Origin of the sequence: Flavobacterium flevense (assembly GCF_900142775.1) — a bacterium.
GTDB lineage: Bacteria > Bacteroidota > Bacteroidia > Flavobacteriales > Flavobacteriaceae > Flavobacterium > Flavobacterium flevense.
The window spans coordinates 18,327-32,803 of record NZ_FRCC01000011.1 but is presented as its reverse complement, the minus strand read 5'-3'; the positions used below and the strand labels follow the sequence as shown (position 1 = coordinate 32,803).

The following is a 14,477-nucleotide window of genomic DNA, read 5'->3' as shown; positions in this document are numbered from 1 at the left end:
TAACACTACGAAATCACACCGGAACCTAACAATTCATCATCCTGATACCAGGCTACAAACTGACCTTCGGTTATTGCCGACTGTGGTTCTTCAAAAGAAACATACATTCCGGATGCAAATTGATGCAAAGTAGCTTCTTGCAATGGCTGTCTGTAACGAATTCTGGCCATTATTTTCATCGTTTCTCCATTGGCAAGAGCCAAATCTTCCCGAATCCAATGCACTTCAGATTTTTCTACAAATAAGGCTTTCCTGAACAAACCCGGATGATGACTTCCCATTCCGGTATAAATAATATTCGAATCTACATCAGTTGCAATTACAAACAACCCCTCGGCTGTACCGCCTACATTTAAGCCTTTTCGCTGACCAATAGTGAAATAATGTGCTCCCTGATGCCTGCCAACGGTTTTACCCATATCCGCTGTATATTGAATAGGACTTGCTGCCAGAGACAAAGTTTCTTCATCAGATAATCCTTTAGGAATTGCGATGTTATAAACGGAATTATCTTTATCAATTTGGACAATTATTCCGGGTTTTGGCTGTAATTTTTGTTGTAAAAATTCCGGAAGACGTACTTTACCAATAAAACACAATCCTTGAGAATCTTTCTTTTCGGCAGTAACTAATTCCATTTCGGCTGCAATTTCTCTAACCTGAGGTTTCGTTAATTCACCAATAGGAAAAAGCGCTTTGGCTAATTGTTCTTGTGATAATTGGCACAAAAAATACGATTGATCTTTGTTGTTATCAACACCGGCCAGCAATTGGTAAACCGGTTTTCCGTCAACATTAATTTCACTTTTGCGACAATAATGTCCTGTAGCCACATAATCGGCTCCCAGGCTTAAGGCGATTTTCATGAAAACATCAAATTTTATCTCGCGATTACAAAGTACATCTGGATTAGGAGTTCTTCCTTTTTCATATTCGTTGAACATATAATCAACGATTTTTTCCTTGTATTGTTCGCTTAAATCAACGGTTTGAAACGGAATTCCCAGCTTTTCAGCTACTAACAAAGCATCATTACTGTCTTCTAACCACGGGCAATCATTAGATATCGTTACCGAATCATCATGCCAGTTTTTCATAAAAAGCCCAATAACTTCATAACCTTGTTGTTGCAACAAATAAGCTGCAACGCTTGAATCTACACCACCAGAAAGTCCTACTACAACACGTTTCATTCTAAAATTTCTTTTTATAAGGCTGCAAAGGTACAAAGTTTTAAAAGGATTTCTATCCCTAAGCTTTGTTAATTATAAAGCGGTTAGGTAATTATCTAAAGTCTATTCAAACATTTTATATAATAGAATCATCTTTAATAATTTTCTTTTTTGCTTGATGAAAAGAGAAACAAAAAAATCACTTTGTTTTGACGGAATCTGCTTTTTTAGAAGAATTCACATTCTCTTCTGATATTAATTTTCCATTTTCGAAAAATTGCCAAATGCCGGTTTTCTTTCCATTAGTAAATTTACCTTTTGAAACGATATTGTTATCTACATCTCTAAAAACAGCATCGCCATCATATTGATCATTTTTAAAAGCAGCTTCTTCTAAAACAAATCCTTTTTCAGAATATTTTTTAGAACTGCCATTTTTCAAACCTGCTTTATAATAAGTTTCTTCTGCAATTTTTCCACTTGGAAAAAACACAGAACGCAATCCTTCTAATTTACCATTTTTATAATGCTCAATGGTCATAATGGTTTTAGATGCCTTGTGATAGTATTTCCATTCGCCTTCAAACATTTTATTGACTACTTTACCCTCGCTGACTTTATTTTTATTTTGATCATAAAAAACAGTATAAGCTGCATTATCATTTGGATTAAAAGTGCGGGTTGCAATAATGGTTCCTGCTTTAGTATCATCAAAAAATTTGAATTCGCCTACTTCTTTACCATGCGAAAAAGTTCCTTCGTAACGCGGTCTTTTGGATTCCGGATAAACCCCTTTCCAAACGCCATCTTTTTTTTGCTCACCATCAAATTGATTAATTCCTGTTTGCGCCATTAGTGTTGTGCAGAACAAAAAGAGTAACAAGCTTTTTTTTATCATTTGGTCAAATTTAATTTTTAACGATTATTATTTTAAAGACTTCATTAAGACTGAGCCAAACTGTTTTTTAATCTCCGTCAAAACAATAATCTGACTGAAGCAATTCGGGGAATCAAATTTACTAAATGGCTATTAGAAACAAGAATTAATCTGTACGATATTTTGTTTAATCAATTAAAGATTATACTAAACAAAAATCCTTGTTATCAATGAAAAAATAATATTCTATGCCTTAAACAACTATTAATCAAATTATAAAATAATTTTTGTTTAACGTTTATTAATTAACTTTAAACAAATTAACAACAACTATAAAAACAAGAAAACTATGAAAATTGTATCAAAATTTAGAATTGCCCTGGCGTGTATTGCATTTTTATCATTAATGGTATCCTGCGATAATGACGACAATCCAAAACCAGTTGACAATACGATAACTGGATTAGCAGTTAAAAATCCCAACCTTAGCATTTTAGTAAAAGCTTTAACACGTGCTGATTTAGCCACAACACTAAAAAGCTCAGGTCCTTTTACAGTATTTGCTCCTACAGATGCTGCTTTTACAGCATTTTTAGCATCAACTCCTTATGCAACAATTAATGATGTACCTAAGGATGTGTTAACACAAATTTTATTAAATCATGTTGTTAGCGGCAAAGTAGAATCCTCTGATTTAACGACGGGATATGTTAAAACACTGGCCACAAGTGCCACATCAGGAACCAACACCATGAGTATGTATGTGGATTTGACATCTGGAGTAAAATTAAACGGAGTAGCCAAAGTAACAACTGCTGATGTAATGGCTTCTAATGGAGTAATACATGTGGTTGATGCTGTAATCAATTTGCCTACGATTGTTACACATGCAATTGCTAATCCTAACTTTACTTCATTAGTAGGAGCTTTAACCGGAGCAGGTCAACCTGACTTTGTTAGTATTTTATCAGGAACAGGTCCTTTTACAGTATTTGCACCAACAAATGCTGCCTTTACTGCATTGAATACAGAACTAGCTCCAGGAGGAATTGCAGGAGTTTCAGCTGCCAATTTGACTAAAGTATTGCAGTATCATGTTGTAAATGGAAATATTTTAGCTGCAAGTTTAACCGAAGGACAAGTGGTTAATACACTACAAACTCCACAAACCTTCACCGTTCAATTGGCCGGAGGTGCTAAAATAAAAGACTTCAATAACAGGATTTCAAATATTACCGCTACAGATGTACAATGCTCGAATGGTGTCATTCATGTCATTGACAAGGTTTTGTTACCTAACTTAAATTAAAAACCATAAAAAAAGCTCTCAATTAGAGAGCTTTTTTTACTTTATATTATTTCTTTTTCTTTTGCGCTTTCATAGCTTCCTGTTGTGCCATAGCTTCCTGAAGCTTTTGTTGAAACTTACTTTGTTTCTTAGGCTCTTTCTTTTTGTTTTCCTGAATTTGAGCGTGAATCTTATCACTATCAATGATGTAATTTTTAATTACTAACATGATTCCGATTGTAATGGTATTAGAAATAAAATAATACAAACTCAATCCTGACGCATAACTGTTAAAGAACAACAACATCATTAATGGCGAAATATACACCATTATTTTCATCATCTTAGCCATATCAGGCATTCCTTCTTGTTGTGGTGTCGCCATTTGCTGATCTCCGGTGGTCATTTTCATGTAAAAGAAAATAGCGATAGAAGCTAAAATAGGGAACAAACTAATATGATCTCCATAAGCAGGAATATGGAACGGTAATTTATAAACCGAATCAAATGAAGATAAATCATCTGCCCATAAAAATCCTTTTTGTCTCAACTCAATAGCTGATGGAAAAAATTGGAATAAAGCATAAAAAACAGGCATTTGCAGCAAACCGGGCACACAACCTGCCATTGGGTTTACACCGGCTTTGTTGTACAACTTCATTGTTTCCTGTTGCTTTTTCATTGGTTCATCCTTATATTTTTCACTAATTTCAGTGATTTCAGGACGCAATACCTTCATTTTTGCCTGTGAAAGGAATGACTTATAAGTAATCGGAGACATCAGTAATTTTACTAAAATAGTAAACAATACAATCGCCCATCCCTGTGAAATAAACATACTTAAAAAACCATACATTGGAATAAATAAATGACGGTTAATCCATCCAAAAATTCCCCAGCCTAAGGCTACGATGTCTTCTAAGTTTCTGTCATACGATTTTAATAATTTATAATCCGTAGGACCATAATACCAATTCATTTTTTGATCAATCTCTCCATTTTTGAAAGCCAATGGCATTACCGCCTTGAAATGTTTGGTAAAAGTAGTATCAACCTCTTCATCATTCACTAAATTATTAGAGTACAATTCAGCTGTTTTAAATGGAGTTGACGATAATAAAATAGAAGAAAAGAAATGTTGCTTGTATGCTACATAACTCACATCTTCGGCAGTTTCTGTTTTATCCTGTCCCTGACCTAAATAGTCGCTCTTACCATCTTCGTATTCAAAATAGATTTCAGAATAACGGTTTTCGTAAGAAATACTTTTTTCGTTAGTATAGGTTTTAAATTCCCATTCTAACTGTAATGGTTTAGCTGTTTTTAAAATACTGCTCAATCCTTGTGTCTGAATATCAAAATCCAGCATATAATCATTTGCTTTTAATACATATTTATATTCTAAATAGGCATTAGGAGCCGCTTTTAAACGCATTGTCAAAATTTGGTCTTCCCCATTTTTTGTCAACGTTGGTTCAAAATAAAGTTCTTTAGTGTTTAAAGTATGGTTATCAGCAGTGGCTAATTCTAAATTAAACTGTGCATTATTGTCTTTAATTAATTTTACTAACTCACCTGATCCTTTTTTAGTACGTTCAAAATTTTTCAGGGTTGCTTCAGCGATATAACCTCCTTTATTGGCTATTTTAAGCTTAACTAATTTGTTTTCGATAGTAGTAAACTCCTCTTTAGCACTTGGTAATGTTGCCGAATAAGCAAAGCTACCTAAGGTTTTTTGCAGTTTAGCTAATTGCAAAGTATCATTTGTTGCTACTGGGGCAGCTGCTAATTTTGCAGTACCCTGTTGCTGTTTAGCTTCTTCTTTAACAACCAATTCTTTTTTGGCTTTTTCTGCAGCAAGTTCCGCTTCAGAAGGTTTGTTTTGGTACATAATCCAAAGCAATATACCGAAAATCAATACAAAACCAATTAACGAATTGGGGTCAAACTTTTTTTCTTCCATTTTAATATAAATTATTTTGTGACTTATTGAGTCCGATTATATTATTCTGTCGCAGAATATTTTATTATTTTTTTCTAGCTTTTACAGCGGCAGCCACAAAATTCACAAAAAGAGGATGTGGATTTGCTACCGTACTTTTATATTCCGGATGGTACTGAACCCCTATAAAGAAAGGATGCTCTTCAATCTCTACAATTTCTACTAATCCTGTATCCGGATTCACACCAGAAGCTTTCAACCCTGCTTTTTCTAAATCGGCTACGTAGGCACTATTGTATTCATAACGGTGACGGTGGCGCTCAAAAATAGTCGTTTCACCATAAATTTGGTACGCTAATGTATTAGGCTTAATCTCGCATTTCCAAGCTCCAAGACGCATTGTTCCTCCTTTATCAGTTACATTTTTTTGCTCTTCCATTAAATTAACCACCGGATGTGAAGTCTGATCGTTCATTTCTGTCGAATTCGCTTCTGATAATCCTAATACATTTCTGGAATATTCAATAACCGACATTTGCATTCCCAAACAAATTCCGAAGAAAGGCATTTTGTTTTCACGTGCATAACGCACTGCAGCAATTTTCCCTTCGATACCTCTTTCTCCAAAACCCGGAGCAACAAGAATAGCATCAATATCTTTGAATTTTTCAGCGATATTTTCTTCATCAATATATTCGGAGTGAATAGAAACTACATTTACCTTAGTTTCATTAGCTGCACCCGAATGAATAAATGCTTCTAAAATAGACTTGTAACAGTCCTGCATTTCTACATATTTCCCTATCAAACCAATATTTACAGTATGTTTTGGGCTTTTTAATCTTTTTAAGAAAGTATTCCACGTTTTTAAATCGGGAGCTGCTTTCTTAGGTAAATCTAATTTTTTCAAAGCCACAATATCTAATCCTTCTTCAAGCATTAAATTAGGCACTTCATATATCGTAGAAGCATCAATAGACTGAATAACTGCTTCTTTTTTTACATTACAAAACAAAGCTAATTTACTGCGTAATTCCTGCGAAAGTTCATGTTCTGTTCTACACACCAGAATATCAGCTTTAATTCCGCTTTCCATCAGCGTTTTTACAGAATGCTGTGTTGGTTTTGTTTTTAATTCTCCGGCAGCAGCCAGATAAGGAATCAAAGTCAGGTGAATAACAATAGCGTTATTTTCACCTAAATCCCAAACCAACTGACGTACAGATTCTATGTAAGGCAAAGATTCGATATCACCTACCGTTCCGCCAATTTCAGTAATAACAATATCATAATCACCGGATTTACCCAGCAATTGCATTCTGTCTTTAATTTCATTAGTAATATGCGGAACAACCTGAACAGTTTTTCCTAAGAATTCTCCTCTTCTCTCTTTTTCAATAACCGAAAGATAAATTCTTCCTGTAGTAACATTATTAGCCTGAGAAGTAGGAACATTTAAAAAACGCTCGTAATGACCTAAATCTAAATCGGTTTCAGCTCCATCATCAGTCACATAACATTCGCCGTGTTCATAAGGATTCAATGTTCCCGGGTCTACATTTAAGTAGGGATCAAATTTTTGAATAGTAGTTCTGTACCCTCTTGCCTGTAATAATTTTGCTAACGATGCTGCTATAATTCCTTTTCCCAAAGAAGATGTAACTCCTCCGGTAACAAAAATATATTTTGTTTGATTCATGCTGTTCTAGTTTGTATTGGAGTTGTGTAAAAAACGTGGCAAAAATACGATTATAAATTTAGATTATGCTAATTTGGAAATGAGATAATTTCTAAAAGTAACTTTTGTTAATACAAAAATAAAAACCCCATTAATTTCTTAAATCAATGAGGTTTTGGGTATCTTTTTTTAATATTTCGTATCAATTCTTCTAATCCATTCAGTTTTAATTCATAAATTAATTGCAACTGTTCGCCAAGTTCGCCTTTTGGAAATCCTTTATTATGGTACCAAACCACGTAATATTCGGGTAAGTCGATTAAAAACCGACCTTCATATTTACCAAAAGGCATTTTAGCATATGCTAATTTTACTAATTTTTGCTGATTTGCATCCATAAAAACTATTAGTTAGCTACTTTTTCAGTCAAATCAGAATCATAGTAAAGTATATAGACTCCTCTATTAGCGTAGCCCAAACCGTCTTTTTTATAATATTCGAATTTATTTTCAAATTGCTCCGTAGCTGTAGTATTAACGGTGTCTTCAAAAGATTTATTCTGCAGTAAACGCATCATCGTGTCAAAAGTAACATCAAATCCTCTGGTCGCATAATCACTTGGAGAAACAGAATTTAACTTTCTGAATTTATTTTCGAAAGCAACTCTTTCAGGCGAATTATTATCTCTTGTCACCGAAGGATACATTAATTTTAGTTTTACCAGATTAGAAAAATTAATTTCATCTGAATCCATAGCATCATTAGTTTCTAACACTACTAATTGCACCTGATAATTAGGCATAGCACTTAGCATTGCTGTTATGGTTGTTTTAACCATCCAGATACTGGCTGTTTCCATTAACACATAATTCATACGTCCTGTAACCAGCATGCTCTTTAGACTTTCTGCCGAGACATTCCCATTAGCATTCAACGGCACTAATTTTACATCAGGCTGACTTTGAGATAGGTACTGAATCATCGAACTTTTCTTTTTATCCACAACAGCAACAATATTTCCTCGTTTAGAACGCATAAAATCAAACATTGCAGTTCGCAAAATTTCATTTGAAGGTACTGTTTGGTACAAATTTGCTATTGAATTACCTGCATCTTTAGACAAAGGCGAAATCACAGGCACATTATAACTCGTTAATAAACGAGCCGTGGCTTCGGCATTATTTTGATAAAAAGGACCTATTAAAGCATCTGCTGTTTGCAGTTTATTGGCATTAATAATTGACGCAGCATTTGAATTGTACTTTGTTTCTTCAGAATCAAATATACTAACATCAATAGGCAGTCCTAAAGTTTTAGCCGAATCTATCGCCATCAAAGCTCCAGCGTAAAAATCCAGAGTCATATTTAGAAACTTATCTTTTTTCAATCGTTCTGACACCGGATTAACCGCATCATCTTCTAAATTAGAGACATTAAAAGGCAGTAACAAAGCTATTCTTTTACGTCCGCCATCAGTGTTTTTAGGAGTCAGATCAGCATACACTTTATTTTCCTGAATCGCCGGAAAAGAAGTAGTTGCTGGTACTTTTAAAAGCATTCCTATTTCTACACCATTCTTAAGTTCCGGATTTAGTTTTATCAACTCTTCCTGACTCAAATCAAACATTTTTGACAAACTATACAAGGTTTCTTTAGGCTTTACCTGATAAGTATTGTATTTTTTTACTGAAGCAGGAGCAGCTTCTTTTTGAAGAGCACTTTCATTTTTTGATGGATTTCCTTTAATTAACAAATGGTAACCAATAGTAAGATTAGGTATAATTTCAGGATTTTTTCTTTCTAATTCAGCAATGGTAATGCCGTATTTTTTAGCTATAGAATACTTTGTCTCCTTAGGTTTTACATCATGATAAATCACTTTCTCCTGGTTTGCCGCAGCCTTTTTTCCGGGAATTGTTAAAATTTGACCTATTTGCAAACCATCTGTTTCCAGAAACGGATTAGCTTTTTTCAAATCAGCATCCGAAACATTGTATTTTTTCTCAATTCCGTATAAGGTTTCTTTAGGCAAAACTTTATGTGTAATTTGAGACTGATTAGTTGTCACCTTCAATCCTGATTTAGAAGGAATCAAAAGCTTCATTCTGGGTTTCAGTCTGTCCTGAGCATCCGGATTTAACTTGTAAATATCATAAGGAGTTACTTGATACTTTTTAGCGATTTCAGTTATCGTTTCTCCACGCTCTACTTTATGAGTAATCATTTCCTGCGAAAAAACCACATTAGCAAACAGTAAAACAGGAATCCAAATGGCAAAAAAATACTTCATTCGATTATTTTATTTAAAAAATTATTGTACTAAAGATAAGAAAACGGTATCAAATTTTATTCCAAAATCTGATACCGTTTTCATAATAACTAAGAAACATTAACTAAAAAGTTTCTATTATTCCCACTCAATTGTTGCAGGTGGTTTTGAACTAATATCATAAACAACACGATTTACCCCTTTTACCTTATTGATAATATCATTAGATACTTTCATCAGGAAATCATAAGGTAAATGAACCCAGTCAGCAGTCATACCATCAGTAGATTCTACAGCACGAAGCGCCACCACTTTTTCATAAGTACGCTCGTCACCCATAACACCAACACTATTTACAGGAAGCAAAATAGCTCCTGCCTGCCATACTTTATCGTACAATCCCCAAGATTTCAATCCGTCGATAAAAACTTTATCTACATCTTGTAAAATTTGCACTTTTTCTAAAGTAATATCTCCTAAAATACGAATAGACAATCCTGGTCCCGGGAAAGGATGTCTTCCTAATAATTCAGGATCAATTCCTAAAGTTGCTCCCACTCTGCGTACTTCATCTTTAAAAAGCATACGCAAAGGTTCTACAATTTTTAATTTCATATAATCCGGTAAACCGCCCACATTGTGGTGTGATTTAATAGTTGCCGATGGTCCTTTTACAGAAACCGATTCGATAACATCAGGATATATCGTTCCTTGGGCTAACCAGGTAACGTCTTCAATTTTATGTGACTCATCATCAAATACTTCGATAAAAGCATTTCCGATGGCTTTTCTTTTCAATTCAGGATCAGTAACTCCGGCTAAGGCATCATAAAAACGTTGCGAAGCATCTACCCCTTTTACGTTTAATCCCATTCCTTCGTATTGATCTAATACACTTTGGAACTCATTTTTACGAAGCAAACCGTTATTTACAAAAATACAATACAGGTTTTTCCCGATTGCTTTGTTCAGCAACACTGCCGCTACAGTTGAATCTACACCTCCTGAAAGTCCAAGAACAACTTTATCATTCCCGATTTTTTCTTTCATTTCAGCCACGATTTCTTCAACGAAAGCATTTGGCGTAAAGTTTTGAGGAACATGAGCAATTTTCACTAAAAAGTTCTCTAACATTTGCTTCCCTTCCGTAGAATGATATACTTCCGGATGGTATTGAATAGCATAAGTAGTTTCACCTTCAATTTTGTAAGCAGCAAATTCCACATCATGTGTACTTGCCAGTTTTACTCCATTTGTTGGCAACGTCTTAATACTGTCACTATGACTCATCCAAACCTGACTGTTTGGAGATACACCTTCAAAGAAAACCTCATCTTCTTTAATATAAGACAAATTAGCCCTTCCGTATTCTCTGGTGTTAGATGCAGCAACTTCACCTCCGCTAAAATGAGACAAATATTGTGCTCCGTAACATACAGCCAGCATCGGTAATTTTCCTCTTATTTGAGATAAATCCGGATGTGGAGCATCTTCTGCACGAACAGAAAAAGGACTTCCTCCTAAAATTACAGCTTTATAACTTGATAAATCTGATGGGAAATTATTATATGGAAAAATTTCGCAGAATATATTTAATTCGCGAACTCTACGCGCAATCAGCTGAGTGTATTGCGACCCGAAATCTAAAATAAGTACGTTGTGTTGCATGGGCGCAAAATTACTTTTAAAATTTGGAATGGAAAAACGGATTTTTGAAATTTTTTATTTTTTTTACTTTCTGTTTTCATCCCAGATTTCTTTTCGAAAAAAACAATCCCCAACGCAATCCTTATTATTCTTTTACAATAACAAATTTCCCTTTGACACCCTTATCCCAGTTGTCCCAAAACTCCGAACGAACTAAAACTCCTTTATCATCATAGATTTTAAACTCGCATGTATTCCCTCCAGAAGTTCCTTTACTGTAAGCTTCCATTTCGAAAGTATTGAAACCCTCTTTTAAATCAAAAATAAACTGACCATAACTGGAGTACAATTCCTTTATATCTCCTATCATCTGGCTGTTAATTGTTGCTTTAATCAAATCTCCATCGATGTATACAAAATCACGATATTTAACAACAAAATATTTAGATTTAGTCCTGATTTCTCCAAAATTTTTATCGATTTTCACTAACAGCCTATCATCTTCTCTCAAACCTTCCCTAACCAGTGTTTTATCTAAATCTTTGGTCATTTTATCCCTAATACGATCTCCCGGATTAGCAAAATCATTGGTTTGTCCCATCGAAAAAGACTTGGTTTCCCCTATTTTATACTTAGAGCTCGAAGGCAAAACGACATCTGGTTTTTTAAAAAGATCCGGTGCTTTGATTAATGGAGCATCAGTCTTTAAAGGTTTAGCTTCCTTAGGAGCCGGAGCAGTATTTAATGGCGCAATTGCTTTAAATTTTGCAGCACCAAACTCGCTCTGAGCAAAGCCACTACTCCATGCAAAACATATCATTATAAATAACAGAAACTGCTTCATATTATACCAAGTTTGTTTTATTAACTACTTCCTGAGTATCAACAAATATACCAAGCTTTAATTTCACAAAACAAATCTATCGGGAACATTAAAGAAATTTTAACCTAACAGAGTGAAACCCTTATTCTTTTTCTAAAATAATAGTTGCTTTGTAACCTTCTGCAATATTCCATTGATTGGATGAAAGCACATTTCCGGCATCATCAAAGATTTGAAATTCGGCTGTATTTGGCGCAGCATAACCCTCATTGATTGCCTCAAAATCAATACGATTGACTCCTTTTTGCAATTCAATATCAAAACCTTGTTCTTCACCATTCAAAAGTACTTCCGGCTGAATAATCACATAATTCAGATACACTCTTACTTTATCTCCATCCACATAAGCCGCATCACGGTACCTTACTTTTGCAACTCCCGAAGCTACTTTAACTATCCCCAAATCCTGATCTCTTTTAGCTAATTTTTCAGCATCATACTCTTCTCTTTTTGGGATTTCATAGGTGTTTTCAGCAACATCTTCTATCACATACGATTTGATTTTATTATAATCGGCTGTGGATATTTTCACATCTTTTTCTTTTTTAGCTTTCACCTCTTTCTTTTTAATGGGTGCAGCCTTAAATGTTTTAAATTCTTCCTGAGAATAGGCATTAGAAAATATTCCGAACATTAAACCTAAAATAAAAACCTGACCTTTAAAATTAAAATATTGTTTCATCTTTTATATCATTTAATTATAACTCCATTCAAAAAAACGACTTTTCTGAACTTATTCCTAATAGATAACAATAAAGTTTGAATTTTATTGTAAAAACAATGAATCAAAAATAAACAAAAACACAATATTGCGTTTATGTAAATGGGTGTTTTTTATTTTAGTATTTTTTATAAATTGCACCACATATTGAAAACTTAAACCAGAGGCGTATTCCTCTAAAAACTAATTAAATACATCAAAATGAAAAGAGAAAACATCTTAACAGGATCGCCATGGGAAGACAAAATGGGATATTGTCGTGCAGTACGCATTGGAAACATCATTGAAGTTTCAGGTACTGTTGCTATTGTTGACGGCGATAAAGTAAAAGCAGATGACGCTCATGCTCAAACCTTAAATATCTTAGAAAGAGTTGAAAAAGTACTTGAAGATTTAAATGCAAGTATGAAAGATGTGATCCGTACCCGTATTTTTACTACTGATGTAAGCACTTTTGAAGCAGTTGCAACTGCTCACGCAACATTTTTTAAAGACATCAAACCAACTACTGGTTTTTATGGAATTAACCAATTAGTAGCTCCTGAATACCTTGTTGAAATTGAATTAACTGCTGTTATTGCAGAATAATCAAAATTCTAAAGTGTCTCACTTCGAGCGCAATAAAAGCAACTTTAGATAACTAAAACTGCTTTTATTGCGCTCGATGATTATAAAACAAGAACAAAGACTAAACAATAATGGATTTTAAAAAAACAATTTTCCTTCTTGTTAAATGGATTTTAATCTGTGCTCTAATAGGCTTATTTTCCGGCTCGGCTTCTGCTTTTTTATTAGTCGCTTTAGAATGGGCAGCTCAGCTTAGAACACACCATATCTGGCTTATTGGACTTTTGCCCATTGGTGGATTATTAATTGGGTTATTGTATCATTATCATGGCAAAGATGTTCTAAAAGGCAATAATCTTTTACTGGAAGAATACAGGCTTCCTCAAAAAGTAATTCCATTCAGGATGGCTCCTTTTGTGTTAATCGGAACTATTTTTACCCATCTTTTTGGTGGGTCAGCGGGACGTGAAGGCACTGCTGTACAAATGGGAGGTGCCATAGCCGACCAGTTTACAAAAATATTTCACCTTGATAATTCCGACAGAAAAACACTTCTCATTTTAGGTATCAGTGCCGGATTTGCTTCTGTTTTTGGCACACCACTTGCCGGAGCTATTTTTGCCCTTGAAGTTATTTTGTCATCTAAATTTAGTCTGAAAAGTGCTGTTTTATCTTTTGTAGTTGCTTATTTTGCTTTTTATACTGTGGAACTGTGGGGCGTTCATCACACCATTTACAGTATTCCTGTTGTACCAACATTAACTCTTCATAATCTATTCTGGCTCATTCCTTCCTGTGTTTTATTTGGCTTAGCCGCCATGCTGTTTTCAAGAAGCACGCATTTTTGGGGTTCTTTATTTTCAAAAAAAATCACCTATCCTCCTTTCCGACCTTTAATAGGCGGACTCCTTTTAGCAGTAGCTTTTTATTCTTTTGATGCTACTAAATTTATGGGATTAGGAGTTCCTTATATCGTGGAAGCTTTCAGCAAACCCAACGAATATTATGATTTCTTACTCAAAATACTGTTTACAGGATTCACTTTAGGCGCTGGTTTTAAAGGTGGTGAAGTCACTCCTTTATTCTTTGTAGGGGCAACTTTAGGAAGTGCTTTATCCGTTTTTATCCCTTTACCAATAGCTCTTTTGGCCGGAATGGGATTTGTAGCTGTATTTTCAGGAGCTACACATACACCGGTTGCCTGCACTGTTATGGGAATAGAACTCTTTGGCATTGAAAGTGCTGTTTTTATAGCAATTGCTTGTTTTATCGCTTACCTGGCTTCGGGCTCTGTGGGTATTTATCATTCTCAAAATCCAAGAGGTGTTAAATACCTTTTGTACGAAAAAATAAAAGCCGGCAGGCTAAAGTATTTTTAAGTTCTAAAAAAGAAGTTAATTTTTAAATGATTTCATAGTTTACATTAAAAAAAT

Annotated in this window: 12 protein-coding genes; 3 read left to right on the top strand and 9 right to left on the bottom strand. The window is 34.3% G+C overall.

Annotated features, from left to right (window positions below; genetic code table 11):
• Positions 1–5: 5 nt before the first annotated feature.
• The gene (gene mnmA, locus BUB89_RS15645) at positions 6–1,193 is read right to left on the bottom strand and encodes a tRNA 2-thiouridine(34) synthase MnmA (protein WP_073246738.1); all 1,188 of its coding nucleotides are present in this window, start codon (positions 1,191–1,193) and stop codon (positions 6–8) included.
• Between the two features lie 178 nt (positions 1,194–1,371).
• Positions 1,372–2,070, bottom strand: coding sequence for a toxin-antitoxin system YwqK family antitoxin (locus BUB89_RS15640; RefSeq protein ID WP_073246736.1), 699 nt, complete (start codon positions 2,068–2,070; stop codon positions 1,372–1,374).
• 328 nt (positions 2,071–2,398) lie between these two features.
• Between BUB89_RS15640 and BUB89_RS15635 the strand changes: the two genes are divergently transcribed.
• Complete coding sequence (locus tag BUB89_RS15635; protein WP_073246733.1) at positions 2,399–3,358, top strand: fasciclin domain-containing protein; 960 nt, start codon at positions 2,399–2,401, stop codon at positions 3,356–3,358.
• A 46-nt stretch (positions 3,359–3,404) separates the two neighbouring features.
• Here BUB89_RS15635 and yidC read toward each other — a convergent pair whose 3' ends face one another.
• The 7 genes from yidC to BUB89_RS15600 form a co-directional block, all read right to left on the bottom strand.
• Entirely contained in the window at positions 3,405–5,300 is a 1,896-nt protein-coding gene (yidC, locus tag BUB89_RS15630) for a membrane protein insertase YidC (RefSeq protein WP_073246731.1), read from the bottom strand.
• Between the two features lie 64 nt (positions 5,301–5,364).
• Positions 5,365–6,978, bottom strand: coding sequence for a CTP synthase (locus BUB89_RS15625; RefSeq protein ID WP_073246728.1), 1,614 nt, complete (start codon positions 6,976–6,978; stop codon positions 5,365–5,367).
• Positions 6,979–7,121: 143 nt separating this feature from the next.
• Positions 7,122–7,355: a DUF3820 family protein gene (locus BUB89_RS15620; protein ID WP_073246726.1), complete on the bottom strand. Its 234-nt coding sequence runs from the start codon at positions 7,353–7,355 to the stop codon at positions 7,122–7,124.
• Positions 7,356–7,363: 8 nt separating this feature from the next.
• Positions 7,364–9,247 carry a PBP1 and LysM peptidoglycan-binding domain-containing protein gene (locus tag BUB89_RS15615; RefSeq protein ID WP_073246724.1) on the bottom strand — a complete coding sequence of 628 codons (1,884 nt, stop codon included), beginning with the start codon at positions 9,245–9,247 and terminating at the stop codon, positions 7,364–7,366.
• A 117-nt stretch (positions 9,248–9,364) separates the two neighbouring features.
• Entirely contained in the window at positions 9,365–10,894 is a 1,530-nt protein-coding gene (guaA, locus tag BUB89_RS15610) for a glutamine-hydrolyzing GMP synthase (RefSeq protein WP_073246722.1), read from the bottom strand.
• Between the two features lie 124 nt (positions 10,895–11,018).
• Positions 11,019–11,717 (bottom strand): hypothetical protein, encoded by a 699-nt coding sequence (locus BUB89_RS15605; RefSeq protein ID WP_073246720.1) that lies wholly within the window; start codon positions 11,715–11,717, stop codon positions 11,019–11,021.
• A 121-nt stretch (positions 11,718–11,838) separates the two neighbouring features.
• The gene (locus tag BUB89_RS15600; RefSeq protein ID WP_073246718.1) at positions 11,839–12,438 is read right to left on the bottom strand and encodes a hypothetical protein; all 600 of its coding nucleotides are present in this window, start codon (positions 12,436–12,438) and stop codon (positions 11,839–11,841) included.
• A 240-nt stretch (positions 12,439–12,678) separates the two neighbouring features.
• Between BUB89_RS15600 and BUB89_RS15595 the strand changes: the two genes are divergently transcribed.
• Together BUB89_RS15595 and BUB89_RS15590 are read left to right on the top strand one after the other, a co-directional pair.
• Positions 12,679–13,065, top strand: coding sequence for a RidA family protein (locus BUB89_RS15595; protein ID WP_073246716.1), 387 nt, complete (start codon positions 12,679–12,681; stop codon positions 13,063–13,065).
• Between the two features lie 110 nt (positions 13,066–13,175).
• On the top strand, positions 13,176–14,423 hold the full coding sequence (locus tag BUB89_RS15590) for a voltage-gated chloride channel family protein (protein WP_073246713.1): 1,248 nt from the start codon (positions 13,176–13,178) through the stop codon (positions 14,421–14,423).
• The last annotated feature ends 54 nt before the right edge of the window (positions 14,424–14,477 follow it).